Below are 26,504 nucleotides of genomic sequence, written 5' to 3'. Positions count from 1 at the left end.
CCGTGATTGAAGTCAAGGACCTGGTCCGTCAGTTCAAGTCCGGCGACAGGACCATCAAGCCTGTCAATGGTGTGAGTTTCCAGCTGGAGAAGGGATCTCTGGCGTCGATCGTGGGCAAGAGTGGAAGCGGCAAAAGCACGCTGTTGTCCCTCCTGGGTGCGCTGGACAAACCAACCAGCGGAGACGTCGTCGTGGATGGCGTGAGCTTGGCCGGACTGCCGGAGAGCAAGCTGACAGAGTACCGCCGCCGCGATATCGGCTTCGTGTTCCAACAGTTCAACCTGATCCCGAACCTCAGCGCCGTGGACAACGTCATGCTGCCGATGGAGTTCGCCGGGGTCCGCAAGGCAGCACGGTTGAAGCGGGCAAAGGAACTGCTGGAGCAGGTGCAGTTGGATCCGGAGAAGCAGTCCCGCCGGATCAATCGCTTGTCCGGTGGCGAGCAGCAGCGCGTCGCGATCGCGAGGGCGCTGGCCAACGAGCCGAAGCTGATCCTGGCCGATGAGCCCACGGGAAACCTGGATGAGCAGACCGGCGAGCACATCATCGAACTGCTGAGCTCACTGAGCCGCGACCACAACACCACCATCCTGGTAGTCACCCACGACCGCAGCCTGGCGCAGAAAGCGGACCGCTGCTTCCGTCTTCAGCAGGGCCGACTCACCGAGGAGGTCAAAAGCGGATCGCATCGATGACCTTGACGCGCACCGCCACGAGCGCAGGAATGGCTCCGGCGAGTGCGCCCACAAGGACAGCCGCGCCAAAGCCCAGGAGCGCGGCATCGACGGGGAAGGACGGGTATTCGGTCAATCCCGGCGCTACCTTTGATTCGATCCAGGGATTCTTCACCACTGCTACCGCCAGCATGACGCCCACCAGGCCGGCAACTGCGGTGGCTACGACGGATTCCATCATGACGCCGAAGAAGATGCGGCCGGAGGTTGCGCCGAAGCTTCGCCGGATGCCGATTTCCCTTACCCTGTAGCGCACGGTGACCATGGAGATGTTGAGCATTCCCACTGCCCCGAGCAGGAGCACCAGTCCGGCTACGCCGCCCACGATCCATTGGGCCGGTCCGAGCGGGTCACCGTAGGCGGCGAAGTCCATTCGGCTGGCTTGCGCGTAGTACCCGGGAAATTGACCTTGAAGGTCCGCGGAGATAGCGGCGGCCAAGGAATCGGCCTGATCCTCCCCCACCCACACCTTGAACTCGGACATTTGGGATTCCATTCCGGTCATCGCGGCGCCGGCGGTGAGGATGAAAGCAGCCGGAGGTTGCTGCGGATAGGCATCAGGCACGATGCCGATAATCACCGCAGTGGCAGGGTGATCCCCCGGGATGGTCACCGTTGGGCTGGTGGTCAGGTTGGGCATTCCAGCCTGGTTGTAGAACGCTTCGGAGACGACGACGGCGGGTGCTAGCCGTTGGTCGTCGTCGACGGCGAACCAGGTTCCCTGGGTGAGCGGAACGCGGTGGATGATGCCGTATCCAATGTCCACGATGGTCACGTCCACGTTGGTCACCCCACGCGGAAACTGGAAGCCCGCCTGGGTCCTGCCCACATGGGTGGACGTGGTGATGCCAAAGCGCTGTTGAATGCCTTCATAGACCTTCTCCAGTTTCGCAGGATCAGGCGAAGATGGGCCGTTCACACTCAGTGCCAGGGTGGCCACGCGGCCACCGTTGCGTTCGGACTGCACCTTGATCCCTTCACGGACCAGGCTGCCGATTCCTACCACCGAGGTCAACGCTGCCACGGAAAGGGCCACGCCAAGGAGGGCCAAGAGGATGCGCACCTTGTTGATCCGGAGTTCCTGCCATGCTTCCACCATCGTGGACATGAAGCCGGTCATGCGCTGACTCCTGCTGTTTCGGCAACTGTCAGCGGCGTGAGCACTCCGGCGTCCAATCGATAGCAGGCGCGTGCCAGGGCGGCCACATTGGTATCGTGCGTGATGGTCACCAGTGCGGCCGCGGTTTCCGTGGCCACGGTGTCCAACAAGGCCATGACAGCCTGCCCGGTTTCCACGTCCAAGGCGCCCGTTGGTTCATCCGCCAGAATTAGCCGTGGCCTGCGGACCAACGCCCGGGCGATCGCCACACGCTGCTGCTCCCCACCGGAAAGCATGTTCGGCATGGTGTTGGCCCGCGCTGCCAGGCCAACACGGTCCAGCATGTCCATGGCCAGTTCACGCCGGCGCCAGAACTCGCGGCCTTTGGCGTAAAAGAGCGGCGTGATGACGTTGTCCAGGGCATTGCGGCCCGGCAACAGGTTGAATTGCTGGAACACGAAACCCACGGTTGATCCACGCAGGCGGGCACGGGCGTTGCTGCTCAGCCGCTCGGCAGGGTTGCCGAGGAACTCCAGCTCACCGGACGTGGGGACATCCAGGAGGCCCAAGAGGTTGAGCAGCGTCGATTTTCCGCATCCTGAACGGCCAACAATGGCGGTGTGATCACCGCTCTGGACCTCAAGATCGATGCCGCGGAGAATGTGCAGTTGCTGCTCATCCGGCAGCGTCACCGAACGGGTGACTGACCGGAGACTGACGAGGGTTTCCTTGTTGCTTTCTACTACCTCTGCTGTTCCTGTCATGCGCTTCAGCCTGCCGGTCCGTAGACGGCTTGTCCCGGCCCCATCATGGGACCTGGGACAGCCGGAGCCCCGGGCACGAACTCAAGCACTTGCTCGCCCTCGGCCAGCCCTGAAACCACTTCAACCAACGCACCATCATTCAGGCCCAGCTGGACCGCGCGCTGCTCGGGCACTGCGCCGCTCCCGGCTGCGCCCGCTATCCAGACAATGCCGTCCTTCACGCTGCCCTTCACCGAGGTCAAAGGAACCGTCACCACATCGGCGGCGACGCCGGCACTCACGGTCATGGTCGCTCCAAGGCCTGCGAAGACCTCATGCCCAGCCGGGATTGCGCAACTAAGCGTTCCCGTGGGCGTGCCGCCTTCCTGCGACTGGCCACCGCCTCCGCCGGGGATTGCCACTGCCCCGCCGACGCCCATCCCAGCACCTCCGCCTGTGGACGACAAACCACCCGAGCCGCCTCCGCCGTCGTCGGAAGCGTTGTTCTTCAGTGTCACTTCGGTGCACTGGAACGGCGCCGGTCCACCCACCAAAGCGATCTCCGCCGGGCCCGGCTTGCCGAGCAGGCGGTACTGCTGGGCCGCGGTCACCGAGCCAGCCACCGTGTAGGTGCCGGGGTCGATCTTGCCGACGCTTTCTCCGACGCTTACTTGCTGATCGATCAGCGTGGTCAAGGACTGCAGCATACCGCCGCTGGGGGCAAGGATGTCGAAGTAGTCAAAGACGGGCTTCGGCGTCGAGGACATTCCATCCTTGGACGGCTGCGTAGCTGTCACTGCGCGCTCGGCCTTGACCTGGAACAGGGCATCGCCCTTGGCCACCGTGGCGCCTTCTTCGACGAAAACCTTGATGACCTTGCCCGCGGACGTGCTCCGGACCGGATCGGCTGCATCGCTCTGGACGGTGCCCTTGATTTCCACAGTATTGGTGACCGTAGCTCGCGTGGCCGGGACCACCGGGATGTCCACTTGCGCCAAGGGCGCGGGCCCGGAATCAGACGGCTTGAGGCCATCTACGAAAGCGATCTTGACCAAAGCCACCGCAATAATTGCGAAAACCACCAGCCAGGAAACCGGCAAAATGACACGCCGAAAAATACCCATCCCTGCTCCATTTCGGTAACTCCCCACAGAACCTCTGCGAGGGATGATTACCTCAGCCTAGGCGAGGATCTTTGGTGCGCCTGCCATTCGTATGACTTGACACGTTCGGGAACTGAGTGCCAGCGCGGGTTGACGCGCTTCTGGACGCGGAGCATTCTGTGAGCAGGCGTAGGAGGTGGTGTGCGTGCCCCAACACCGTGAACCAGGCAGAGTCACTCCCTGGTACCGAAGCGGCAAGGCACTCGTCATTACGGCGGGAGCATTGGCGGCGGCCCTCATCAGTATCTTCGCCCTGTGGGACCGGCTGTTCCCGCCCAACATCGAAGACGTGGCAAACATCGAGTCCGTTACCATCGTCAAGCAGACGTCTTTGGCCGCCTTTGCCCCGGCGGACCTCGGCAAGGACCTCAACCTGAGTCCTGCGGCCGCGGTTGGTCTGAACCTACCCGCCTACAGCGCGAATTTGGCTGGCTCTTCGGGAACTACAAAGCCCACTCCGACCACAGCCCATCCAACCACCAGTCCGCCCACAACCCCGACGGTTACCCCGACTGCTTCCACCACGCCCGCCACGACCACCGCCACCTCTACCGGTTCCCCCACCGTGGTGAACAGGAATATCCCCCGCCCTCCGTCGCAGGCGTACCGCGCCGCTGTGAAGGAACAGAAAGTACTCGAAGGCTATGTCCCCGATGCCCTGATCATCCTCCCGGCACTCCTTCCCCCAGTGACTGTCAACCAGAATGGGGAACTGCTTCCAGCCGACCAAGCGGCAGCGGAACTCGTGAAGGCAATGGAGGAAGTAATCATCATCGACAGTACCCAGGGTAAGGATCCCCGTGGTTGGACGATAGCCGTCAGGGTTGACTTGGTGGGGCTGGCCCGCGTCCCCATGCTGCTGACGTGGTCCTTGGACGGCGTTGACGTCTCCGATAGTTGGAAGGCGGATAACCTCGCCTACAGAATCCAGGCGACAACAGAGCATGACGCCGGGGTTGCTGAAATCTGGGTGCCCGACCTCAAGAAAGCCGGCGCCTATGTGGTCAACGTGAAGCTCACCTTCGAATCCAACGGAACCATCGCAGACTTGGAGCAGCTGCAACTCCCCAGTTAGCTGGGCCGCGAATGAGAGGATGGCAGTCATGACGCTTCCTATCGCCAAACCGTGGCTGTCCAGCCAGACCAACCAGGATCCCCGGGCTGCCACCGGCCGCCGCTTGCGCTGGGGAGTGGTGTCCACGGGCAACATCGCCAACAGCGTTTCCCAGGACCTTTCCCTGCTGGAGGACGCAGAGCTCTACGCGGTGAGCTCCAGGACCCAGGCAGGCGCGGACGCTTTTGCGCACACTCTTGGTTTCGCCAAGGCCTACGGGAACGACGCCGGTGTCCCCGGCTACCAGCGGTTGTTCGACGATCCGGCCGTGGACGTGGTTTACGTGGCAACACCCCATGCCCAGCACTTCCAGATTGCGGCAGCGGCATTGCGGGCCGGCAAGCACGTCCTGTGCGAGAAGGCCCTCACCATCAACGCCCGCGAAGCCACCGAGCTGGTTAAGTTGGCCCGCGAGCACAAGGTGTTCTTCATGGAGGCCGTCTGGAGCCGGTTCCTGCCCAGCATGCAGCGCGCCTTTTCCATCGCCGCATCAGGGGAAATCGGGCACACCCAGTGGGTCAGCGCGGACCTCGGATTCCCTGCCCCTTACGACCCCTTGGCCCGGATCTGGGCACTCAATGATGGTGGCGGCGCGCTATTGGACATCACCGTCTACCCGCTGCTCTGGGCCCTGGGAACATTGGGCTTCCCACAGTCTGTTACCGCGATCGGCGCGTTGAACGAGGACGGCGTTGACACCCAGAATGCGCTGACACTCGGTTACGCCAGCGGCGCCCAGGCGCAGCTGACGTCGTCCCTGACCGCCCATGGACCCAGGACTGCAACGGTAGCCGGCGGGCTCGGGTATCTGCAGACCGTAGGTTCCGTGAACAATCCGCGGGAACTGCTGATTCGTGTCGGTTGGGACGAGCCGCGGCATGAACGGTTCGATGTGGTGGGCGTGGGCTACACCTACGAACTCCGCGAAGTGACCCGCTGCATTCAGCAGGGCCTGACGGAGAGCCCCCTGATGCCGTTGGAGGACTCCGTGAACGTCATGCGCTTGTTCGACGGCGTGCGGTCCCAGTTGGGCATCCGGTACCCGAACGACGCGCGGTGACGTTGGCCGGTCGGTGAGGTTGGCCGGTCGGTGAGGTTGGCCGGTCGGTGAGGTTGGCCCGGCGGTGAGGTTGGCCCGGCGGTGAGTGCCGCCGTCGGGAGTTAACCCGACCGCGTTAACGCCTCTGGCCCATCGGCTGCCTGGCCAGCTTCCGGTCCAGGGACCACGCGCCGGGACCCAGGAACACAAACGCCACGGAAATGGCAACGTACACGATCAGAAGCTCCGCTGTGACTCCGGATTTGTCCGTGAGCAGTGGCTTACCTGCTTCCGTCACAAACCAAATGCCCGCGAACATGATTGCCGCAAGGAAGCCGGCCACCCTGGTCAAAGCGCCCAGGACCAGGAGCAGGCCGAGTCCGATTTCCCCAGCGATCACCAGCCAGGCCACGATCTCGGGCTTCTGCACGCCCATGGCAGCAACCGACGCAGCAAAGGCGGCGTGTCCGGCCATGAACTTTTGGATGCCGTGCACCATGATCAGTGCGCCAAACACCACGCGCAGGATCGTGACGCCGCGGGCAGAGGACTTGGGAGACGGGTGAAGGAATTTCACCCGTCCCAATCTTCCATGCCTTCCCACCAAGTGCCAACCCAACCAGGGGGCAGAATGGAACCTGATAGTGGGCCAAGGTGGATGGAGCGGGCATGGTGGACGTTGTAGTTGTTGGCGGAGGAGCAATGGGATCGGCCGCCGCTTGGCAGTTGGCCCGGAGCGGTAAGTCCGTGGTCCTGTTGGAGCAGTTCGAAGCCGGTCACCACATAGGCGCCTCACATGGTGCCACCCGCAACTTCAACACCGCCTACGCCGAGGCCGACTACCTGGAACTTCTCGCTGAAGCCAAGACACTCTGGGATGAGCTTGCTGCGGAAACCGGGGCGCCGCTGCTGGACTTGGTGGGGCTGGCGAACCACGGCAACGTCGAGCGACTCCGGACCATTCGCGCAGCCCACCAGGAACGCGGTATCGAGAGCTACTTCATCTCAGCAGACGAGGCCATGGACCGCTGGCAAGGCATGAACTTCGCCACCGATGTCCTCTTCGTTCCCGGATCCGGACGCATCCGATCGGCCAACGCGCTGGTGGCACTTCGAAAGGCCGCCGAGTCCCATGGCGCCATCTTCAAATACTCGACGCCGGTCCACGACATCCGCGTCGACGGCGCCGAAAGCGTTGTAGTCGTGACAGAGGAGACTGAGTACAGGGCCAACCGCGTGGTCGTTACCGCCGGTGCGTGGACGAACAAGCTGCTCGGCGAACACGCGAAGCTACCCCCGCTGGTTGTTACCCAGGAGCAGCCCGCCCACTTCACCCCCGTGGACAACACGCTCGTGTGGCCAAGCTTCAACCACAGCCCGGATATGGACGATCCCGCGTACGAATACTGGTACAGCCCCGTCTACGGGATGCTCACACCTGGCGAAGGCATCAAAGCTGGTTGGCATGGTGTCGGACCCGTCATGGATCCGGACGAGCGCACCTTCCAGCCCATACCCGAGCAGCTCGATGCCTTGGTGCGATACGCGCAGGAGTGGCTTCCCGGCGTCGACCCTTCAACCGCGGTTCCCATCAGCTGCACCTACACCACCACGCCCACGGAGGACTTCGTGCTGGACCGCTTTGGACCGTTGGTGGTGGGCGCAGGCTTCTCGGGGCATGGTTTCAAGTTCACACCCGCAATTGGCCGGGTGCTGAAAGACATCGTCGACGGCGGCGTGGCACCTCAGCGGTTCCTGGCCGACCGTTAAACAGCAACTGACCCGCAGTTGTGGTTGTTGTGAGCTCTCAAAACAACCACAACTGCGAGTCAGTTGGGAACTAGCTCAGGGTCGCGACGACCTTGTTGAACGTAGCCGACGGGCGCATGATTTCAGCGGCCTTGGCAGCATCCGGACGGTAGTAGCCGCCCAGATCGACGCCGGGACCCTGGACTGCGTTCAGCTCGCCGACGATGACTTCCTCGTTGGAGGTCAGGGCGTCAGCGATCGCGGCAAAGTCCTTTGCGAGCTCTGCATCCTCGGTCTGCTTGGCCAGTTCCTGTGCCCAGTACATGGCCAGGTAGAAGTGGCTTCCGCGGTTGTCCAGCTCGCCAACGCTGCGGCGAGGGGACTTGTTTTCCAGCAGGAACGTACCCGTGGCGCGGTCCAGTGTGTCGGCAAGGACCTGGGCGCGGGCGTTGCCAGTGGTGGTGGCAAGGTGCTCGAAGCTGACGGCCAGGGCAAGGAATTCACCCAGGCTGTCCCAGCGAAGGTGGTTTTCCTTGATCAGCTGCTGGACGTGCTTGGGAGCGGATCCGCCTGCACCGGTCTCGAAGAGGCCACCACCGTTGATCAACGGAACGATGGAAAGCATCTTGGCGCTGGTGCCGAGCTCAAGGATCGGGAACAGGTCCGTGAGGTAGTCGCGGAGGACGTTACCGGTGACGGAGATGGTGTCCTCGCCCTTGCGGATACGCTCCAGCGTGAAGGCTGTGGCCTCCTCCGGGGACATGATCTCGATCTGCAGGCCCTCGGTGTCGTGGTCCTTGAGGTACTCGGTGACCTTGGCAATGAGGTTGGCGTCGTGCGCACGGCCCTTGTCCAGCCAGAAAACGGTCGGGGTCTGGGAAGCGCGGGCGCGGTTGACCGCAAGCTTGACCCAGTCGCGGAGGGGGACATCCTTGGTCTGGCAAGCGCGCCAGATGTCACCCGGGGAAACCTGGTGCTCAGTGAGGACGTTGCCCTTGCTGTCCACCAACTGCATGGTGCCGGCTGCCTGGATTTCGAAGGTTTTGTCGTGGCTGCCGTATTCCTCGGCCGCCTGTGCCATGAGGCCCACGTTGGGAACGGTGCCCATCGTGGTGGGATCGAACGCGCCATTGGCACGGCAATCGTCCAGGACAACCTGGTAGACACCGGCGTAGGAGCTGTCCGGGATGACGGCGAGGGTGTCAGCTTCCTTGCCGTCCGGGCCCCACATGTGGCCGGAGGAACGAATCATGGCCGGCATGGAGGCGTCGACGATGATGTCCGACGGAACGTGCAGGCTGGTGATGCCCTTGTCCGAGTCCACCATTGCCAACGCAGGACCGTCTTCGAGGCCCTTGGTGATGGCAGCCTTAACGCCTTCGCGAACGTCTTCCGGCAGGTCTTCAAGACCGCTGAGGATGGCTGCGAGGCCATTGTTCGGGCTGATGCCTGCGGCTGCGAGCTGCTTGCCATAAGTATCGAACAGCTCGGAGAAGTAAGCCTTGACCACGTGGCCGAAGATGATGGGGTCCGAGACCTTCATCATGGTGGCCTTCAGGTGTGCGGAGAAGAGGATGCCCTCTTCCTTGGCCCGGGCAACCTGCGCCTTGAGGAACTCGTCCAGGGCGTCTGCGCGGAGGACGGTAGCGTCCACAACTTCGCCGGCCAGGACGGGGAAATCCTTCTTGAGGACCTTGGTGGTGCCGTCTTCGCGGACCAGCTGGATGGTGAGGGAATCGTCACCCTTGAGCACAACGGACTTCTCATTGGAGCGGAAATCGTTCTGGCCCATGGTGGCAACGTTGGTCTTGGAATCGGCAGACCAGGCACCCATGGAGTGCGGGTTCTGACGGGCGTAATTCTTTACCGACAGCGGTGCGCGGCGGTCAGAGTTGCCTTCGCGCAGCACCGGGTTCACAGCGGAACCCTTGATCTTGTCGTAGCGCGAGCGGATATCCGTCTCGGTGTCCGAGGAGGGGTTGTCCGGGTAGTCCGGGAGCGCGAAGCCCTGGGACTGGAGTTCGGCGATTGCAGCCTTGAGCTGCGGCACGGAGGCGCTGATGTTGGGCAGCTTGATGATGTTGGCTTCCRGCTGCTTTGCCAGCTCGCCAAGTTCAGTCAGGGCGTTGCCTGTGCGCTGCTCTTCAGTCAGGAAATCGCCGAAAACGGCGATGATGCGGCCTGCCAGCGAAATATCGCGGGTCTCGACCTCCACACCTGCGGTCGAGGCATACGCTTCCACAATCGGCAGGAATGAGTAGGTAGCCAGCATCGGCGCTTCGTCTGTGTGGGTATAGATAATCTTGGCCATTGGCGGGGTTCTCCCTGAAAGTCTGCAGATTTCAACATCTCTAAACTTACCCGAGCAGGCTCGATTGGCCGCCCTTCGTGTCCGGGATCACGTGTTCGTTACCTGTTCAAGAAAGCGATTCACGCCCGACGGTGGGCCTTACCGCCGAAGCTGCCGACCGGCGTCGAGCATTGCTCCTTGGCGTGTGACAAGAAGTGAAAGCAAAATATCACAAAATGTGAAACAAGTCTTTACAAACTTGTCACACGTTGGGTAGCTTCGATTCCGTCAGTCGGCGGTCGCCATCACTGGCCGCCCCACTCCCTCGATAGGTTGGAACAACGTGACAAAAACCAAGACCCTGGCCACAAGCCTGCTGAGTCTGTCCGCTGCCGCAATCCTGGCGCTGGTTGGAACTACCAGCGCCAATGCGGCTCCGGTTAACACCACAGACTCCAGCGGCGGTGCGGTCAGCAGCCATGTAGCGTCGGACAACGGCGCTGCAGACTACTGGACCCCGGAGCGCATGAAGAACGCCAAGTCCGGCGACATCCTCGCCACCAAGGCACTGGACCGCGGCCGGCTCCTCAACCTCGGAAAAGCGCTAGTCTCCGAAGCCCCGGGCGCCCTCAAGAGCGTCGAAGGCCAGCGGGCCTCCACCGACTCCAAGGCCATCAACCTCAAGGCCAACCAGAGCGAAACGCCCGTCAAGCATATCGGCAAGATCTTCTTCACCCTGGGCGGCGCAAACTACGTCTGCTCCGGCAACTCCGTGACGGCAGCCAACAAGAGCACCGTCTCCACCGCAGGCCACTGCGTCAACGAAGGACCAGGCGCCTACGCCACCAACTTCGTCTTCGTACCCGCCTACCTCAACGGGTCCGCACCCTACGGCAAGTGGACAGCAAGGGCGCTGTACTCCCCCACCCAGTGGGCATCCAACGGCAACATGCAGTACGACACCGCCTTCGCCGTGGTCAACACCCTCAATGGCCAGCGACTCGCGGATGTCGTAGGCTCCTCCGGTGTCCAGTTCAACGCCGCCCGCGGCCTGAGCTACAAGTCCTTCGGCTACCCGGCAGCCCCTCCGTTCAACGGCGAATCGCTCAAGAGCTGTTCCGGCACCGCCACCAACGATCCCTACAACCCGCAGTTCGCCACCCAGGGCATCCCCTGCAACATGACCGGTGGATCCTCAGGCGGTCCGTGGTTCATCGGCAACAGCTCCGCCGGCTACCAGAACTCGATCAACAGCTACGGCTACGGCAGCAATTCCAGCACGATGTACGGCCCGTACTGGGGCTCCGTCATCCAGTCGACCTACACCACCGCGGCGGCTTCGTAACGGTCCTGATTTTTCTGGCACGTCCCTGTTAAGTGCGTGCTAACGACGACGGCGGCCGTCCCCTACCGGGGGCGGCCGCCGTTGTGTTCCTCCTGTGGGATGGGCCCACGCCGCCCGGGTTCCCTGGCCGAAGCGCAGCGAGGTTAGGGCGGCGGTGGGGACTAGTGGAAGAAGTGGCGTGCGCCCGTGAAGTACATCGTGATGCCGGCAGCGTTGGCCGCGGCGATGACTTCCTCGTCACGGACGGAACCGCCCGGCTGGACCACTGCGCGGACGCCGGCGTCGATCAGGATCTGCAGGCCATCAGYGAACGGGAAGAACGCGTCCGATGCCGCAACGGCACCGCGTGCACGCTCAGGTGCATCACTGCCGGTGGCGTTGGAGGCACCGCCAGCACCTTCGACGTCGGACTCCACCTGCACGCCCAACGTGTTGGCGCGCTCGACGGCAAGGCGGCAGGAGTCCAGGCGGTTGACCTGGCCCATGCCGATGCCCACTGCAGCACCGTGATCTGCGATCAGGATGGCGTTGGACTTGGCGGCACGGCAAGCGGTCCAGGCGAAGGCGAGGTCCGCGAGGGTCTTGTCGTCGGCAGCTTCACCTGCGGCGAGGGTCCAGTTGGCGGGGTTGTCGCCGTCGGCGTCCACCTTGTCGCTCATCTGGACCAGGACGCCGCCGGAGACCTGACGCATCTCGGACGGGTAGCGGCCGTAGCCTTCCGGGAGCGCGAGCAGGCGGATGTTCTTCTTCTTGGAGAGGATCTCAACGGCTTCCGGCTCGAAGTCCGGAGCGATGACAACCTCGGTGAAAATGTCGGCAACCGTGCGGGCCATGCCGGCAGTGACGGTGCGGTTTGCTGCAATCACGCCGCCGAAAGCGGAAACGGGGTCGCAAGCATGGGCCTTGGCGTGGGCATCTGCGATCGGGTCAGCGGACTCGGCAGATCCAACAGCGACACCACACGGGTTGGCGTGCTTGATGATCGCGACGGCAGGCTCGGCGAAGTCGAACGCAGCGCGGAGGGCAGCGTCGGCGTCGACGAAGTTGTTGTAGCTCATGGCCTTGCCGTGCAGCTGGTCAGCCTGGGCGATGCCGGCCGGAGCAGCCTTGTCCACGTACAGGGCAGCCTGCTGGTGCGGGTTTTCGCCGTAGCGGAGAACCTCGGAACGCTCCAGCGACAGGCCGGCGTAGGCAGGCCAGTCGATGATGCCGTCGCCGTCTTCATCCAGGAACTGGCTGGCAGTCCAGGTTGCCACAGCATTGTCGTAGCTCGCCGTGTGTGCGAAGGCCTTGGCGGCCAGGCGGCGACGGGTGTTAAGGTCGAAGCCGCCCTCTTGTGCCGCGGCAACTACTGCGCCGTAGAAGTTGGGGTCCGTAACAATGGCGACGGCGGCGTGGTTCTTCGCGGCCGAACGCACCATGGCGGGGCCTCCGATGTCGATCTGCTCAACAACGTCGTCCTGCGCTGCGCCGGACTTCACGGTCTCGACGAACGGGTACAGGTTCACCACCACGAGGTCGAAAGTCTCGATCTCCATACCGGCAAGGGTGTCCATGTGGGCCGGGACGCGGCGGTCGGCCAGGATGCCGCCATGCACGCGCGGGTGCAGGGTCTTGACGCGGCCGTCCAGCATTTCCGGGGAGCCGGTGACTTCTTCGACTTCCTTGACCGGGATGCCTGCGGCGGCGATCTTCTTGGCGGTGGAGCCGGTGGAAACGATAGCGACGCCGGCTGCGTGCAGGCCCTTCGCGAGCTCCTCCAGTCCCGTCTTGTCGTAAACCGAGATCAGTGCACGGCGGATGGGAACACGGTCAAGCTGCGTCAAGCTCACAAAAGTCTCCGTCTTAGTTCGCGTAGATATCGCGGGTGGTGTCGCGGGTGGTGGGGATACGGAGAGTTTATCGTGTTTCCTTGGCGCGCTCGTTTCGGGCCTCACAACATAGGGTTGATCCATGGAAGCCACCGATGTCGTCATCGCCGCCGATGTAGGGAAGAGCCGTTGCCGAGTGGAGCTACGCAGGGGCACGGAGTTGCTGGGCGCAGCCGACCAGCACGGGTTCCCCGGCGTACACATGGACAACGGCCCCACCATCGCTTTCGACCTCCTCCTTGAGACGGTCTCGATGCTCCCGCCCGGCCTTCCTGTGAGCACGTTGACGGGGATCGGTGCGGCGGTGGCCGGCGTCGAAGCTTCTGCGGAGAAGTCACGCGAGCTCGCCACCATGTTGTCCCAGCGCTTCGGCGTCCCCGCCGCAGTACTTTCGGACGCCACCGCAGCCCAACTCGGAGCCCTCCAGGGGGCACCGGGCACAACCCTGATCGTGGGCACGGGTGCAGTTGCCTTCCGTTTCGACGAAGCCGGAGTCCTACATCGTGCCGACGGCTGGGGACCCTATCTCGGCGATCGTGGCAGCGGCCGTTGGATCGGCCAGCGGGGACTCCAGGCCGTTTTGGAAGCACACGACGGCGGCCCGGCCACGTCGCTTTCGGCTGCGGCAGGGGCTCTGGTCGACTCCCCCGAAATGCTCCCGGGGTGGCTCGCGTCGGTCGAAAACCCCTACCGGGCGATGGCCCGATTCGCGCCGCTGGTTTTGCACGCAGCGGAGGCGGGTGACGCCGTCGCGAATGTCATTGTGGACGAGGCCTGCCGCATCCTGACTAAGACAGTGCAGCTGGCTGCGGGTGACGATGCGGCCGGCTCACAACGTGTTGCTTTGCTGGGCGGAGTGGTCAGCTCCGGGTTCTTCGCGGAGCTCTTGCGGAAGTCCCTTGCTTCGGCTGGGATTGAGGTGGTGGCCCCGCTCGGCGATGGCTTGGACGGTGCTGCCCTCGCTGCGACGCGCCGCGGGCTCATCCAGGAAAGGTACATCCACCGTGACGGAACAAACTGGCCCGATTAGCCCCACTGACGCGGACAGGCTCGCGGGCCTGCGCACTGAACTCGCCGGGTTGGAGACGGAAGCCGCGGCCGAGAACCTGAGCGAGCTGGACATTCTGGGCACGGAGGAACTCGTCGCGGCCATGCTTGCCCACAGTGCAGGAGTACACGCTGCCGTTGAGGCGGCGAGCCCTGCGATTGTGCAAACGGTCGACGCCGTTGCGGAGCGACTCCAGCGCGGGGGTCGCCTTCTGTATGTGGGTGCTGGAACGGCCGGGCGTCTGGGTGTGCTCGACGCAAGCGAGTGCCCGCCGACGTTCGGCACCCCACCGGGACTCGTCGTCGGACTTATCGCTGGGGGCGTCCAGGCGATCCAGAAGCCGGTGGAGTATGCCGAGGATAACGCGACTGCAGGCGCGCGCGACCTGCACGATATTAACGTGACGGAAGCGGACGCCGTCGTGGGTATTACTGCGTCCGGCCGAACGCCTTACGTGATCGGCGCGCTGGAAGAGGCCCGGAAGAAGGGAGCGTTCACGGCATCGCTGGCGTGTAATAAGGGCTCGGCCGTCAGCCATTTGGCGGACGTGGCGATTGAGGTGGTTGTGGGGCCGGAGTTCATTGCGGGCTCCACGCGACTGAACTCGGGCACGGCGCAGAAGCTTGTCCTGAACATGATCAGCACGCTGGTAATGGTGAAGCTCGGCAAGACGTACGGGAACCTGATGGTTGACCTGCGCGCGACCAACGAGAAACTCCTGGCACGCTCCCAAAGGACAGTGCAGCACGCGACCGGCGTCGACACGCATGAAGCCGTGGCGGCACTGGACTCGGTCAACGGCTCTGTCAAAGCAGCCATCCTGATGCTGCTGACGGGCATCGAGCCAGCTCAGGCCAAGAGTGCTCTGGAAGAAGCCGGCGGTTTCCTGCGGAGGGCGATCGAAAACCAGAAGTAACCCGAACGGCCGTGTTGGCCCCAGCGCATAAAGTTGCATGCAGGAGGGCAGATGAATACATACACAGCCGTGCCCAGCGGCGAGCAAGTTGTGCAGGAACTGCCGTGGCGGTGGAAGGTTCAAGGCAGGATCTTCGTGATCGGTGGCCTGGGATTCATGTTCGATGCGTGGGATGTGACGCTCAACGGCATCCTCATTCCGCTGCTGTCCAAGCATTGGTCCCTGCAGCCGGCTGACGCTGCGTGGATCGGCACCGCCAACCTGATCGGCATGGCCGTCGGCGCGTTCGCGTGGGGAACCATCGCCGACACCATCGGGCGCAAGAAGGCGTTCACGGCAACCCTCCTGATCTTCAGCATCTTTACCGTGCTCGGCGCCTTCGCACCAGACATCGTGTGGTTCTGCATCTTCCGCTTCATGGCCGGGTTCGGGCTGGGCGGCTGCATCCCGGTGGACTATGCGCTGGTGGGTGAGTTCACGCCGCGCAAGCAGCGGGGCCGGGTCCTCACTGCAATGGATGGCTGGTGGCCTGTGGGTGCGGCGCTTTGTGGCTTCATCTCGGCTGGCCTCGTTGCTGCCTTCGGCGACTGGCGGCTCACCATGCTGATCATGGTGTTGCCTGCGCTCCTCGTTTTCTGGGTGCGCCGCAGTGTTCCCGAGTCTCCGTTGTTCCTCATTCGGGCCGGCCGGCGGACTGAGGCAGCAGCCGTGATTGATTCTTTGGTGGAGGCCACCGGCGCTTCACCCCGGGCGTACAGCCTGCCCGAACCCCAAGCCGCCCCCAGGCTCTCCCCCGGCAGCGCGTGGGAACAGCTGCGCAGGATCTGGACCTTCAACTGGAAAATCACGACCGCCGCCTGGGCCCTGTTCTTCAGCATCCTGCTGGTCTACTACGTGTCCCTCACCTGGATGCCCCGGATCCTCATTGGTGCCGGTTTCGAGGAATACAAGGCCTTCGTCACCACAGCCGGGATGGCCGCCGTCGGGCTTTTGGGCGTGGTGGCCGCCGCGCTGCTGGTGGAGCGGGTGGGCCGTAAGTGGATCCTCGCCGTCACCGGTCCGCTTTCCGCGCTGACGTTGGTGATCGTCGCGTTTGTAGTGGACGTGCCTTCGGCGGCTGTCTTCTGGCTGCTGGTATTCGGCTTCGTGGTCCAGGTGGCGATACCCGTCCTCTACGCCTACGTGTCCGAGCTGTATCCCACGGAGCTCCGCGGCTCGGGCTTCGGCTGGGCTTCGACGTTCTCCCGCATCGGCGCGGGCTTCGGACCTTTGGTGTTCGCCTCGTTCTTCTGGCCGGAATTCGGCTTGGCGCAGTCCTTCGCGATGGCCGGCGGGCTGGTCCTGCTCTCGGTTTTGTGGATGGCGTTCTTCGCCCCGGAGACGAAGCAGCGCGTGTTGCAGTAGCGTGCCCCGCTCTCCCCCAACTAGGTCGCAGTAGTGGTTGTTCTCAGCGCTGGCAACAACCACTACTGCCAGCTACTTGTTGCGGCTGTCGGCGAGCTCAGCGGCGAGGTCCGCCAGCGTTTGGACCAGCAGGCGGCGCTCCACTAGTTTGATGCGCTCGTGGAGGGTTTCCTCGGAGTCGTCCGGCAGAACGGACACGGCTTCCTGGGCAATGATGGGGCCCGTGTCCACTCCGGCGTCGGCCCAATGAACCGTGCAGCCGGTGACCTTCACGCCGTAAGCCATGGCGTCGCGGACACCGTGGGCGCCCGGGAAGGATGGCAGCAGAGCCGGGTGTGTGTTGACGTACTTGCCATTGAAGGCGTCGATGAAGTCGGCGCTCACGATCCGCATGAAGCCGGACGACACCACCACATCGGGGTTATAGGAAAGGACCTTGTCGCGCAGGGCAGCATCCCATTCGGCGCGGGTTTCGAACGAGTTGAAGTTCACCACGAAGGTCTCAATGCCGGCCTCGTCGGAGCGCTCCACACCGTAAGTATCGGGGCGGTCGGCGCCAACAGCGGCGATCTCGATATCCAGTTCACCCGACTTCACGGCGTCGATGACAGCCTGAAGATTGGAACCGGTACCGGACACGAGGACAACAATGCGCATTGCACTAGCTTATGGGCGGCTCGCGTAGGCTGGAAAACATGAATCCCGACGTCCGTCCCAGGCCGAGCCAGCAACCCCGCACCGCTGCGGAAAAGTCCGCTTTCGGCGTGACACAGATCCTGTTCCGCGCTTTCCTTTTGTCGGCTTTGGGATCGTTTTTCGTGTTCTCCCTGAACGTGAACTACGTGTGGTTAAGCGCCATCCTCACAATTGCAGGTTTGGTGCTCGGGATTGTCGTCCTGGTCCGGTCGGTGAAGTACAAGCATCCCCGGCTGGTGTTGTTCGGCACCATCTCAGGACTCGTGGTTTCGGCGGTCATGTGCCTGCTGATTCTGACGTCTGTGCTCTTCTTCAAACAAGTCACCACGTATCAGGATTGCGCTCGCTCGGCCCTGACGGAATCGGCCAAAACGCAGTGCCTCACGCAGCTTGAGGACTCGATGCCGGGCCCGGTCCGCTAAACGGACAAGCTCAGGCGTGTTCGTCGTCGAACGCTACTTCGTCCAGGTTCGCTTCGCGCAGCTTTTGGCGGCGTTCCAGCCAGGGCCCCACTGCGTAACCGATCACGACGCCGATGCCCACTTCGGCGGCCAGCCAGACTGCTGTCCACAGCGGGTGGGGTCCGATTTCCGTGAGCCGGCCGATACCGGCTGAACCGCGTGCGACCCACGCGAGTGCACCGCTAAGCAGCCCCGCCACTGAACCGATAAACAACCCCAGGAACAACGTGGACGCCGCCGCTGTGAACCAGCGGGCCTTGATTTTGATGGAGAGCCACTCATCGAAGTGGTTTTCGCCTTCGCGGAGGAACCACCAGCCGGCCATGATCCCCGCAACCACGGGGAGGGCAAGAGCCATGGGCCCTGCGTCGAGTTGTCCGGAGGGAAGCCCACCGAAAATCGGGACGGCAGGCAAAGGCCCGACGGCGGTGCCCAGCGGCCCTGCGTGCGAGCCGACGCCCAGCGAGAAGCCAGCCCCGGAAGACCATGCCAAAGCGAAGACCACAAGGTTGGGAAGGAAACCGAGCTGCGCGATCGTGAGGACAGCCCCGCCCAACGCGCCGGCTTGGAGACCTTCGTAAACCGCGATGATGTCCGTCCAGTGCCACACAATGTCCACGGCCAACAGCACCGCAGCGAGACAAACTGCAGCCATGGTCGCAACGAACCCGGCCTTCAAACCCGAGCCGACGTAGGAGCCTGCCCACCGTGAATGCTGGCTTGTCTTGGCGATCCAGGCGACCGCGTCCACGCCAATGAGCCTGCTCCAGGAGCCTGCCTCGCGTCGGGCGCCGACCACCAAGCCGAGCGCGAACGAGATCAACGGGATGGTCATGGCGAACCACAGGTTAATGACCACTTCGGGTGTGCGACACACGAATCCTGTGGCCGTCCCGAACGCGGCGTATACAACGCAGGCGCCCATGAAGGCCTGCCACAGCTGGTCCGTGTAGGAAGCGCGTGCAAGTCGTCGCCCCGCTCGCCATGCAAGCAGGAACGGAATGAGCGTGAGGCCCAGGGGAATCAGCGAAAGTAGACCCGTTCCGGGCTGGCCGGCTGTGCCTATGTTGACCTGCGCCAAGGTCAGCGGAACACCGTGGATCAGCAGCCAGGCCTGACCAGCCAGGCGCGCCAGGAAGTCCACGTTTCTGTTCTGGAACCCGTCAGTGGCCCACACCCCGACCAAAGGAAGTATCACAACGATGGCCGAAATGAAGGCTGCCTGCGCTGCTTCCAAACCACCCTGTAGCCAAAGGGGCATCGGGAGGCCACGGTTTCCGGTCTGATCAGCGCGCAGTTTCATCGTGTCCTATCGTGCCACGGTAGGCGGCGCTCCTTCGGCAGGCGCCCTGTAATACCGCCAATTCCAGCGCTTTTTGCGTGAACCGGCCGTAAAATGGGAGATGTTCGCAAAGGGGTGACTGGAGGAGCACATGAGTACGTCTGCTTCACATGCACGCGGTGTCCACTTCGGACGGCAAGACATTCAGGTTGTTGACATAGGTGTGGGTGCCGTGCTTGCGCTGGTTGGCGTCCTGGGATTCATTCCGGGCATCACCATGCAGTATTCGGAGCTGCAGTTCTTCGGCCCCGACTCGCATGCGATGCTCTTCGGCGTGTTCCAGGTATCCATGCTGCTCAACCTTGTGCAACTGGCCATCGGCGCTACGGGTTGGGCAATGTCCCGCACAGCACACGGTGCACGGAACTTCCTGATGGGCTTCGGCGCCCTGTACATCGTGCTGAGCATCTACGGACTGAGCGTCGGAGTCGATTCGGCGGCCAACTTCCTGTCCCTGAACTCCATGGACAACTGGTCTCACATGGTGCTGGGCATCCTGATGATCGCCGCCGGTTGGATGTTCGCCCAGTACTTCACAGACGATAAAAAGGCCCGGAAATAATAGAAGCCGGGAACTAGGAGCGGCCAATGAACAGGTGTCACAACTAATAACAGAAAGTCGTACTAGCAGCTGGTGCAGCCACCTACGGATTCTCTCCAAAGGTTGCACCAGCCTTCTTTTGTTAATGCTCGACGGCGGGTGGCTGGGTTGGGTGGGACGGCTCCCGCGGCTTGGCTCGGCGTCGTGGCACAAATGACGCACAAATGTGCTGGACTTACCTGCTGCGGCCCAACGAGACTGTGTACACGAACAGGCACATGGCCTATGGGGGTCAACGGATGAAGCCGGTTCACATCGTCTGAAGGGACAAGGTCAATGGACGACCTCTCGGCATTTTTCCCCTTGATCGCCGGCATTCTTGGCGTGATCGTTGTCATCGGCTTCGTTTGGCTGGCGAYCAAGGCGATGTGGAAAGTGGCGGAACCGAACGAGGCCCTGATCATCTCGGGGCTGACCCGCGGCACGCTCGAAAATACCGACGGCATGGACTTCAAGATCGTCACGGGCAAGGGCGCCTTGGTAGTTCCGGGGCTGCAAACCGTTCGGACGCTTGCGCTGACACTGAATGAAACGGAACTCAAGGTTTCGTGCGTGACATCGCAGGGCATCCAGGTGATTGTGGACGGCGTGGTGATTTACAAGATCGGCGACGCTCCCCCGTTCATCGCGAACGCAGCGCGGAGGTTCCTGGGACAACAGCCGAAGATGGAGAGCCAGGTCTACAACGTCTTTGAAGGGCATCTCCGTTCGATCATCGGCAGCATGACTGTTGAGGAGATCATCCGCGAGCGCGACAAGCTCGCCTCCCTGGTCCGCAGTGCAAGTGGCGTGGAGATGGAGAAGCTTGGCCTCGTGGTGGATTCCCTGCAGATCAAGGACCTACAGGACCCGACGGGCTACATCCAGAACCTCGCCAAGCCGCACATCGCCCAGGTCAAGATGGAGGCCCGGATCGCCGAGGCCACCCGCAATCGTGAAGCGGCCGAGAAAGAAGCAGAAGCTGCTGCGCTTATTGCTGATGCCCAAAGCCTGTCCGCCATCAAGCAATCTGCCGCACAGGCGAACGCCGAACAGGCCCGTGCCAACGCTGCCCAGGCTGGGCCGCTGGCCGATGCCACAGCCCGGCAGCAAGTGGTGGTCCAGGAGACCGAGGTAGCCAAGCTTGAGGCCGACCGCGAAGAGCAGAAGCTGCAAACCACCATCCGCAAGCCTGCAGATGCCAAGGCCTATGCACAGAGGACCGAAGCCGAAGCGAAGAAGGCTGCTGACATCAGTGCCGCCGAGGCCCTCGCGAAGCGGATCGAACTCGACGCTCAGGCAAACGCCCGGCGCGTTGAACTCGAGGCCCAAGCCAATGCGGGAGCAGCGGCGGCAATGGCCGGCGCAACGCGTGTGACCGGTGAGGCCGAGGCAGCTGCAACGACTGCCCGCGGTAATGCGGCAGCATCTGCAGTGAAGGCCAAGGCGTTGGCTGAGGCCGAAGGTATCAAGGCCCGTGGTGAAGCGTTGGAGACAAACCAGGAAGCCGTCATCAACCAGCAGATCGCGGAAAACATGCCCGCCATCGTTTCGGCCGCGGCAGAGCCTTTCTCACGGATCGGCCAGTTGACAGTCCTCAATGGCGGCGACGGATTGAACAGCATGGTGGGCGGGATCCTGTCCCAGGTCGGCAGCTTCCTGCCCTCCCTGGCTTCCGCATTGAAGGGGAACGGAGTTAGCCGACCGCCTGCACAGCCAACCCGGCCGACTGCTGTGAAGTCGCCCCCGGCGAAGGCGTCAGATGCGGCCTCAGATGCATAGAGAGGTCAATCGGAGCCTCACCGGCAAGATCGGAAGGGTAACCGGGACCATCGCCCCAGGCACCATCGGCGAAGTCATGCTCCCCTTCCATGGCGGTACCAGCGCATTCTTTGCCTATCCGTTCGACAAGACGAGCACCTTCCCTGTGGGTGAAAGGGTGCTGGTGATCTATTTCGAACCGCCGCAGACCGTCTACGTGGACGAGCTCCCGGATGTGCTGCGGGAATTCTGACCTCGGGCTGGCCCGCAGCGGTAAGGACCCCTAAGGCTGCGGCCCGTAGATGAATTCCTTCGCGTGATGGACTGCCTTCTTGAAGGCGTCGTTACGTAGCGAGACCTGCTCTTTGCTCCCGCCCTTGCCAGGTTCCATGAAAGTGGTCGGCCCTGGGCGGAGGATCCAAATGTCGCCGGCCGGCGGGAGGTAGAAAACGCCAAAGGAGCGATGTTCGGGATCGTCCGTCCAGATAGGAACCACAGCCACGGCCGCGCCAGTGTCCACATTGATCCATTGAGCGCGCGGCATGGGTTGCTCGTGAACTTCCGGATCCAGGAACGGTGCCGTGCCCTTTCCCCAGCGACTCTCGAATCGCTCATAGAACGCGGGCATCAGATGGCTGTCGTACGAGCGCCAGGCACTCATATGTATCTCCTTCGGACTTTGGGCGAGGGGTATCCGGGGGTTGTCCTGGGCAGCGGTTCCCAGTGGACCGGGCCGAGGACGAGAGGCTGCTGATCCGTGTGACTGCCAGCCGGCGGGGCGGGCGCCTTGTGGATACGGACCTTTACCGGCTTCCCAGAGGAGCCGCTCGATCCTGAGGAACCACTCGAGCCCGATGAACTACGAGACGAGGTCCCCGTTCGCCGGCTTCGGTCGTACGCACTGCGCTTCGCCGGATCCGAGAGCACAACATACGCCTGCATAATGGCGTGCAGTTTCTGGAGGTCGGCCGCCTTGGTGGGCTCGCCGTCGTCGGGCTTTTTGCGTGTGTCCGGATGGTGGGTCCGCAGCAGTGAGCGGTAGGCGTGGGTGATTTCACGGGCTGTCGCGCTGGGAGCCACGTTCAGGATCGAGTAGTAGTCAGGTTGGTTGATGCTCACTGCTGGTTCCGGATGGGTGATGCGGATTTGGCGATGGCCCCCGGCACGGGCCGGGGGCCATCAATCGGGAGACAACGTCGGGGACCGCGTTTCTTCTGCACAACAAGTGCTGTGGCGTGGCGCGAAGCCTGCGCCCAACTATTCCGATGCGGTCGGTCTGAAGCTCCCGGCCTGACGCCCCGCTGGTTAGCCACCCCCGGGTGGAGCTCCAGCGGGGCAGCTGTTATTAGGCGTTGATCTCCTGCCGCTGGCCGTTGGAAGAAATCTCGATGCGCCGCGGCTTGGCCTTCTCGGCGACGGGGATGCGGAGTGTCAGCACACCTGCGTCGTAGCTTGCCTGGATGCCGTCGGTATCCAAGGTGTCACCCAGAATGAGCTGCCGGCTGAAGACGCCTTGCGGGCGTTCGGCGGCAAGCATCTCGGTGTTCTCGCCTGCAGGCGACTTACGTTCTGCCTTTACCGTCAAGACGTTGCTTTCGACGTCCAGCTCCACCGAATCAGGCGTGACGCCTGGCAGATCGAGGGCAACAATGAATTGCCCGTCCTCCTGCCAAGCATCCATCGGCATGCCGGCAGGGCGTGCTGTTGTGCCAAAAACCTGTTGGGCGAGCCTGTCGAATTCGCGGAACGGGTCTGTGCGCATCAGCATTTGGTTCTCACTCCTTTAGATCTTGATGCGGTTTTGTTGTTGTGCCAGCCTTCCAGATCTGTGTTGGCTGGTATAGATTTTTTATAGCACCGGTGACAGAGTGGTGCAAGAGGTTTTTTCAAAGATTTTTTGAGAGGTTTGCATGGCTGACGATCGCGGCATCGAGCGGCTGGATCACGTCGGCGGTGCGCCCGCTGAGGCGGACGGCGCTGGCACCCGTGATGCTGCCGACCGGGACGGTCTTGGCGTCTATGCCATCTCCGTGGCCGCTGAACTGGTGGGTACAGGGCAGCAAAACCTGCGCCTGTACGAACGCAAAGGGCTGCTCACCCCGAAAAGGACCGACGGCGGCACGCGCCGCTACAGCGAAACGGACCTTGCGACGCTGCGCAGGATTGGCGCGCTACTGGACGAGGGGCTGAACCTGGCCGGCGTGAAACTGGTGCTCGAGTTGGAGGCCGCAAACCGCGGGCTGACCGAGGACAACCGGGAGCTGACGGAGGACAACCGTGGGCTGAAGGAAGACAACCGTGGGTTGCGGAAGGATCTAAAGCGGGTGCGGATCGAACGGGACTCAGAAACATGACCGGGTACGCACTGAGCGGTCAGCGGGCACGCTACAGCCAGAACGGCTTCGTCGTTTCCATGCGAAACAGCCCCGTTTGAAGAACCTCCCTCCGAGAGTATGCCCGGGCGAACCCCAAACCCTTTGAATCTTCAACCACAGATGCGTGCAGGATGGAGGAATAGTTCGAGGCCAAGGAGGCGATTAGGGGCGCGATTTCTCCAGAGCCAACTTAGTGAAGCGCGGGACATCACCACATCCTTGAAAGGGCTTCGAGGTCACTGTGTTCCGGCTGATCCTCTCAAAATTCTAAAGCTGGCATTGAGCCTCGCTATTGCACCCGACAGCCTCATCCTCACCTGCAACAGCCCATTCCTGACCGTCATGCAGGACGTAGGCGTTCGCTTCGCCGATTCCCTGATCAACGTCTTCGTCATCGTTGCGGCGCTCTCGGACATGAACTCCCAGTTGCGTGGACCGGCACATCAAGGGGCCATCTTGAGAATCGATGCCTACACCCGTAAAGCTTCCCAAGATCAATAACCCACCTTGCCGTAGGCTTTGATTCGAGAAGTGGCCAGTGCGGCCATCAAGCATCGAACAATACCGGGGGAAAACGCGCATGGCAGAGTCATTCCGACTAAGAAGCGTCACGTATGCCGGCCGTGGGAGAGCCGAAGTGCGCGTCCACCTCAGCGAAGCATCGCACTACGAAACCTGGACATCGGTTGTCACCGGAAAGAATGGGGTAGGCAAGTCGCGACTCCTGTCACAGATCGCGGGAGTGTTCGATGCTCTCGATTCAGGAAAGCCGCGAAGCGGATTCGATGCGAGTGTCGACTATTCAATGGGGTCGTCACATTGCAAAATAGTCGTCTCTAAAGGTCGGGTCGAAACGACAATCGGCGGAGTACGAGTCGAACCCGCTCGCATGCCCGTGSCAGGTTCGGTTGCTGCAGTTACCACCTCAGCATTTGATAAATTCATTCTTCCTTCCGCGAGCGTCTCGACGGAGCAAGTTCCGCTTTATCGATACCTGGGCCTGAAGGATGCGCAGGGACGGATTTCAGCTACGGCAGGCGTTCATCGCGCGCTCGACGGGCTGTTTGCCGCTGCCAACATGGACGAGCCGCGTCGCAGCCGGGTTGCCGACGTGTTCTTTGATCTTGATTACGAACCCCGCGTTGAAGTCGCATACCGGTGGACAAAACTAGGAACAGAGGCTTTTAGGGCGTTTACTCTCGGCCTTCGCGAATATGACCAGTTTCAAGAATCGATAGTGCGAGCCCGCACGAACAGCAATCGAGTCAACCCTAGCAATTTTAATGACGAATCTGCGAATCATGACCTCATCCAAGCCCTCGAGTTATTCACCAGTCGCGGACAGGGTCGGGAGCTCATATTAATAGCCGATTTTGAATATGCAGGTTTTGAGAATACCGAGCACTTTCGGGCTGCCCAGTTATTGAAGCGTTTAGGCATGATCGCAATGAAGAGCGTTACACTGGTTCGCTCTAGCGTGAAAGATCGAATTGATCTTTTGGATACCAGTTCCGGAGAGCTGTCCCTGGTAACCGCCATTCTAGGCATCGCGTCAGCCATTGACAACACAAGCCTTGTCCTAATAGATGAACCGGAAATAAGCCTACATCCGCACTGGCAAAGCGACTACCTGAACCGGCTGAATCGTACTTTCGGGCGCTTCAAGGGATGCCATTTTATCGTTGCCACTCACTCGCCTCTAATCGTTTCCGGTATCGATGCAACACACGGCAACGTGCTATCGCTGGAGCGCGACCTTCCCTTTCGTCGAACTTCGGATTTCTCGGGAAAGTCGACCGACGAGGTGCTGATCGGCGCGTTCAATGTCGCAGGCAAGAACAATCTTTTCCTCAAGCAGTCCCTAGTACGAGCTCTCCGTTTGGCAGCGGACAGGAAATTCGACTCCCCCGAGTTCGCAGAGCTTCTCGGACAGCTGAAAGATGCTACAAGAGCAAGCGGTGTCAACGAAGGGGTCCGCCGCGTTCTAAGCGACCTCGAGACTACCGTTGCGAAAGCCCGAGTGAGTGGCTCATGATGCTCCCACCTGTCGTATACAGCGACCAAGAGCAACAGATTATCGATACGTTTGAAGCGATGGCTATCAAGCGTGGCGACTATTGGAACCAGGCTACTTTGGAAAAGCTTAAATTAAGGATTAAAAAGCATTACCTGACGGTGCAGCGTTCGACCTGTTGCTACTGCCGGCAGGTTTTTCCTACCAACCATGCGAGAGTGTGGGATACCGAGCACGTCGTACCGCGCGCAACCCACGCTCACTTCATGTTTACTCCCTTAAATTTGGCGGCGGCATGCCCGCCCTGTAACGGAAGGAAGTCCGATAGCCAGACACTTGTGAACCCATCACAAGTAACCTACCCGACTACCGGCCAGGACTATCACGTTATACACCCTCACTTTGATGATTATAAAGAGCACATTGTAAAGGGGGACTTTAATTACGTCCCACTCTCAGAAAAGGGGAAGTGGACAATCAAGCACTGCGATCTTGCACGTTTTGCTGGAAAAGAGTTTGGCTGGCCAGATCCGGTAGGCGATGAACGCTTTGAGTCAGCGGTCGACACGGTAGTGGAAGGCGATGCAACGGGCGTGCCACTAATTGCCCTAGAACTTAGTTCCTCGATTAAACCATAATATTTTTTGACAGCTTATCTGAACGCTAGTGGTTTGTTGATCATCTTCACTTTGTATCGTGACCTTTTGCGCCGGCGGTTCATACTGAAAGGAAAAGCTGTTTTACAAACAAAGGATGTCCA

At 61.9% G+C, this 26,504-nt stretch carries 27 protein-coding genes; 16 read left to right on the top strand and 11 right to left on the bottom strand.

All coding sequences use genetic code 11. From position 1 onward, the window contains the following. The first annotated feature begins 2 nt into the window (after nt 1–2). The gene (locus tag AB4Y87_RS00785) at nt 3–695 is read left to right on the top strand and encodes an ABC transporter ATP-binding protein (RefSeq protein ID WP_442002593.1); all 693 of its coding nucleotides are present in this window, start codon (nt 3–5) and stop codon (nt 693–695) included. Here AB4Y87_RS00785 and AB4Y87_RS00780 read toward each other — a convergent pair. The 3 genes from AB4Y87_RS00780 to AB4Y87_RS00770 are packed head-to-tail and all read right to left on the bottom strand — an operon-like array spanning nt 673 to nt 3,700. Then, a complete protein-coding gene (locus AB4Y87_RS00780; RefSeq protein WP_442002592.1) occupies nt 673–1,854 on the bottom strand; it encodes an ABC transporter permease in 1,182 nt (393 codons plus the stop codon). The two genes, AB4Y87_RS00785 and AB4Y87_RS00780, sit on opposite strands and share 23 nt — an antisense overlap. Then, the gene (locus tag AB4Y87_RS00775; RefSeq protein ID WP_442002591.1) at nt 1,851–2,597 is read right to left on the bottom strand and encodes an ABC transporter ATP-binding protein; all 747 of its coding nucleotides are present in this window, start codon (nt 2,595–2,597) and stop codon (nt 1,851–1,853) included. The genes AB4Y87_RS00780 and AB4Y87_RS00775 overlap by 4 nt, the downstream gene beginning before the upstream one ends. A gap of 5 nt (nt 2,598–2,602) precedes the next feature. Next, the gene (locus AB4Y87_RS00770; protein WP_442002590.1) at nt 2,603–3,700 is read right to left on the bottom strand and encodes a hypothetical protein; all 1,098 of its coding nucleotides are present in this window, start codon (nt 3,698–3,700) and stop codon (nt 2,603–2,605) included. A 184-nt stretch (nt 3,701–3,884) separates the two neighbouring features. Between AB4Y87_RS00770 and AB4Y87_RS00765 the strand changes: the two genes are divergently transcribed. Together AB4Y87_RS00765 and AB4Y87_RS00760 are read left to right on the top strand one after the other, a co-directional pair. Then, nucleotides 3,885–4,814: a hypothetical protein gene (locus AB4Y87_RS00765; RefSeq protein ID WP_442002589.1), complete on the top strand. Its 930-nt coding sequence runs from the start codon at nt 3,885–3,887 to the stop codon at nt 4,812–4,814. 28 nt (nt 4,815–4,842) lie between these two features. Continuing rightward, a complete protein-coding gene (locus tag AB4Y87_RS00760; RefSeq protein ID WP_442002588.1) occupies nt 4,843–5,913 on the top strand; it encodes a Gfo/Idh/MocA family protein in 1,071 nt (356 codons plus the stop codon). A 115-nt stretch (nt 5,914–6,028) separates the two neighbouring features. On the opposite strand, the gene AB4Y87_RS00755 is transcribed toward AB4Y87_RS00760, so the two are convergent. After that, nucleotides 6,029–6,469, bottom strand: a complete 441-nt coding sequence (locus AB4Y87_RS00755; RefSeq protein WP_442002587.1) for a DoxX family protein — start codon at nt 6,467–6,469, stop codon at nt 6,029–6,031. Nucleotides 6,470–6,561: 92 nt separating this feature from the next. On the opposite strand from AB4Y87_RS00755, the gene AB4Y87_RS00750 reads away from it, so the two are divergent. Then, nucleotides 6,562–7,662, top strand: coding sequence for an FAD-dependent oxidoreductase (locus AB4Y87_RS00750; RefSeq protein WP_442002586.1), 1,101 nt, complete (start codon nt 6,562–6,564; stop codon nt 7,660–7,662). Between the two features lie 70 nt (nt 7,663–7,732). Here the strand turns inward: AB4Y87_RS00750 and AB4Y87_RS00745 are convergent, their stop codons facing one another. Next, the gene (locus AB4Y87_RS00745; RefSeq protein WP_442002585.1) at nt 7,733–9,952 is read right to left on the bottom strand and encodes an NADP-dependent isocitrate dehydrogenase; all 2,220 of its coding nucleotides are present in this window, start codon (nt 9,950–9,952) and stop codon (nt 7,733–7,735) included. 322 nt (nt 9,953–10,274) lie between these two features. On the opposite strand from AB4Y87_RS00745, the gene AB4Y87_RS00740 reads away from it, so the two are divergent. Continuing rightward, on the top strand, nt 10,275–11,276 hold the full coding sequence (locus AB4Y87_RS00740; protein WP_442002584.1) for a trypsin-like serine peptidase: 1,002 nt from the start codon (nt 10,275–10,277) through the stop codon (nt 11,274–11,276). Nucleotides 11,277–11,437: 161 nt separating this feature from the next. Here AB4Y87_RS00740 and purH read toward each other — a convergent pair whose 3' ends face one another. Further along, on the bottom strand, nt 11,438–13,108 hold the full coding sequence (gene purH, locus AB4Y87_RS00735; protein WP_442002583.1) for a bifunctional phosphoribosylaminoimidazolecarboxamide formyltransferase/IMP cyclohydrolase: 1,671 nt from the start codon (nt 13,106–13,108) through the stop codon (nt 11,438–11,440). 121 nt (nt 13,109–13,229) lie between these two features. Here purH and AB4Y87_RS00730 point away from each other — a divergent pair, with 121 nt between their 5' ends. The 3 genes from AB4Y87_RS00730 to AB4Y87_RS00720 are packed head-to-tail and all read left to right on the top strand — an operon-like array spanning nt 13,230 to nt 16,515. Then, nucleotides 13,230–14,177: an N-acetylglucosamine kinase gene (locus tag AB4Y87_RS00730; protein ID WP_442002582.1), complete on the top strand. Its 948-nt coding sequence runs from the start codon at nt 13,230–13,232 to the stop codon at nt 14,175–14,177. Then, nucleotides 14,152–15,111: an N-acetylmuramic acid 6-phosphate etherase gene (murQ, locus tag AB4Y87_RS00725; protein WP_442002581.1), complete on the top strand. Its 960-nt coding sequence runs from the start codon at nt 14,152–14,154 to the stop codon at nt 15,109–15,111. The genes AB4Y87_RS00730 and murQ overlap by 26 nt, the downstream gene beginning before the upstream one ends. Before the next feature lie 51 nt (nt 15,112–15,162). Beyond that, nucleotides 15,163–16,515 carry an MFS transporter gene (locus AB4Y87_RS00720; protein WP_442002580.1) on the top strand — a complete coding sequence of 451 codons (1,353 nt, stop codon included), beginning with the start codon at nt 15,163–15,165 and terminating at the stop codon, nt 16,513–16,515. Between the two features lie 72 nt (nt 16,516–16,587). On the opposite strand, the gene purN is transcribed toward AB4Y87_RS00720, so the two are convergent. Beyond that, nucleotides 16,588–17,172 carry a phosphoribosylglycinamide formyltransferase gene (gene purN, locus AB4Y87_RS00715; RefSeq protein ID WP_442002579.1) on the bottom strand — a complete coding sequence of 195 codons (585 nt, stop codon included), beginning with the start codon at nt 17,170–17,172 and terminating at the stop codon, nt 16,588–16,590. Between the two features lie 11 nt (nt 17,173–17,183). On the opposite strand from purN, the gene AB4Y87_RS00710 reads away from it, so the two are divergent. Next, nucleotides 17,184–17,633, top strand: a complete 450-nt coding sequence (locus AB4Y87_RS00710) for a hypothetical protein (protein WP_442002578.1) — start codon at nt 17,184–17,186, stop codon at nt 17,631–17,633. 10 nt (nt 17,634–17,643) lie between these two features. On the opposite strand, the gene AB4Y87_RS00705 is transcribed toward AB4Y87_RS00710, so the two are convergent. Then, entirely contained in the window at nt 17,644–18,975 is a 1,332-nt protein-coding gene (locus AB4Y87_RS00705) for a cell division protein PerM (RefSeq protein ID WP_442002577.1), read from the bottom strand. A gap of 130 nt (nt 18,976–19,105) precedes the next feature. Here AB4Y87_RS00705 and AB4Y87_RS00700 point away from each other — a divergent pair, with 130 nt between their 5' ends. The 3 genes from AB4Y87_RS00700 (at nt 19,106) to AB4Y87_RS00690 (ending at nt 21,608) form a co-directional block, all read left to right on the top strand. After that, on the top strand, nt 19,106–19,576 hold the full coding sequence (locus AB4Y87_RS00700; RefSeq protein WP_442002576.1) for a DUF4383 domain-containing protein: 471 nt from the start codon (nt 19,106–19,108) through the stop codon (nt 19,574–19,576). Nucleotides 19,577–19,891: 315 nt separating this feature from the next. After that, nucleotides 19,892–21,376 carry a flotillin family protein gene (locus AB4Y87_RS00695; RefSeq protein ID WP_442002575.1) on the top strand — a complete coding sequence of 495 codons (1,485 nt, stop codon included), beginning with the start codon at nt 19,892–19,894 and terminating at the stop codon, nt 21,374–21,376. After that, entirely contained in the window at nt 21,369–21,608 is a 240-nt protein-coding gene (locus tag AB4Y87_RS00690; RefSeq protein ID WP_442002704.1) for a hypothetical protein, read from the top strand. Before AB4Y87_RS00695 ends, AB4Y87_RS00690 begins: the two co-directional genes overlap by 8 nt. 30 nt (nt 21,609–21,638) lie before the next feature. Here AB4Y87_RS00690 and AB4Y87_RS00685 read toward each other — a convergent pair whose 3' ends face one another. The 3 genes from AB4Y87_RS00685 to AB4Y87_RS00675 all read right to left on the bottom strand — a co-directional run bounded on the left by AB4Y87_RS00685 (nt 21,639) and on the right by AB4Y87_RS00675 (nt 23,123). After that, nucleotides 21,639–22,016: a hypothetical protein gene (locus tag AB4Y87_RS00685; RefSeq protein WP_442002574.1), complete on the bottom strand. Its 378-nt coding sequence runs from the start codon at nt 22,014–22,016 to the stop codon at nt 21,639–21,641. Next, entirely contained in the window at nt 22,013–22,474 is a 462-nt protein-coding gene (locus AB4Y87_RS00680) for a DnaJ domain-containing protein (RefSeq protein WP_442002573.1), read from the bottom strand. Before AB4Y87_RS00680 ends, AB4Y87_RS00685 begins: the two co-directional genes overlap by 4 nt. Before the next feature lie 226 nt (nt 22,475–22,700). Continuing rightward, nucleotides 22,701–23,123 carry an Hsp20/alpha crystallin family protein gene (locus AB4Y87_RS00675; RefSeq protein WP_442002572.1) on the bottom strand — a complete coding sequence of 141 codons (423 nt, stop codon included), beginning with the start codon at nt 23,121–23,123 and terminating at the stop codon, nt 22,701–22,703. A 142-nt stretch (nt 23,124–23,265) separates the two neighbouring features. Between AB4Y87_RS00675 and AB4Y87_RS00670 the strand changes: the two genes are divergently transcribed. From AB4Y87_RS00670 to AB4Y87_RS00655, 4 genes are all read left to right on the top strand, one after another. After that, the gene (locus tag AB4Y87_RS00670) at nt 23,266–23,709 is read left to right on the top strand and encodes a MerR family transcriptional regulator (RefSeq protein WP_442002571.1); all 444 of its coding nucleotides are present in this window, start codon (nt 23,266–23,268) and stop codon (nt 23,707–23,709) included. 300 nt (nt 23,710–24,009) lie between these two features. Beyond that, entirely contained in the window at nt 24,010–24,231 is a 222-nt protein-coding gene (locus AB4Y87_RS00665) for a hypothetical protein (protein ID WP_442002570.1), read from the top strand. A 79-nt stretch (nt 24,232–24,310) separates the two neighbouring features. Continuing rightward, nucleotides 24,311–25,765 (top strand): AAA family ATPase, encoded by a 1,455-nt coding sequence (locus AB4Y87_RS00660; protein WP_442002569.1) that lies wholly within the window; start codon nt 24,311–24,313, stop codon nt 25,763–25,765. Continuing rightward, complete coding sequence (locus tag AB4Y87_RS00655; RefSeq protein ID WP_442002568.1) at nt 25,762–26,382, top strand: HNH endonuclease; 621 nt, start codon at nt 25,762–25,764, stop codon at nt 26,380–26,382. The genes AB4Y87_RS00660 and AB4Y87_RS00655 overlap by 4 nt, the downstream gene beginning before the upstream one ends. Nucleotides 26,383–26,504: the final 122 nt, after the last annotated feature.

Source organism: Paenarthrobacter sp. RAF54_2 (assembly GCF_052113945.1).
Lineage (GTDB): Bacteria > Actinomycetota > Actinomycetes > Actinomycetales > Micrococcaceae > Arthrobacter.
The sequence above is the reverse complement of the archived record's forward strand: the minus strand, read 5'-3'. Positions and strand labels throughout refer to the sequence as shown.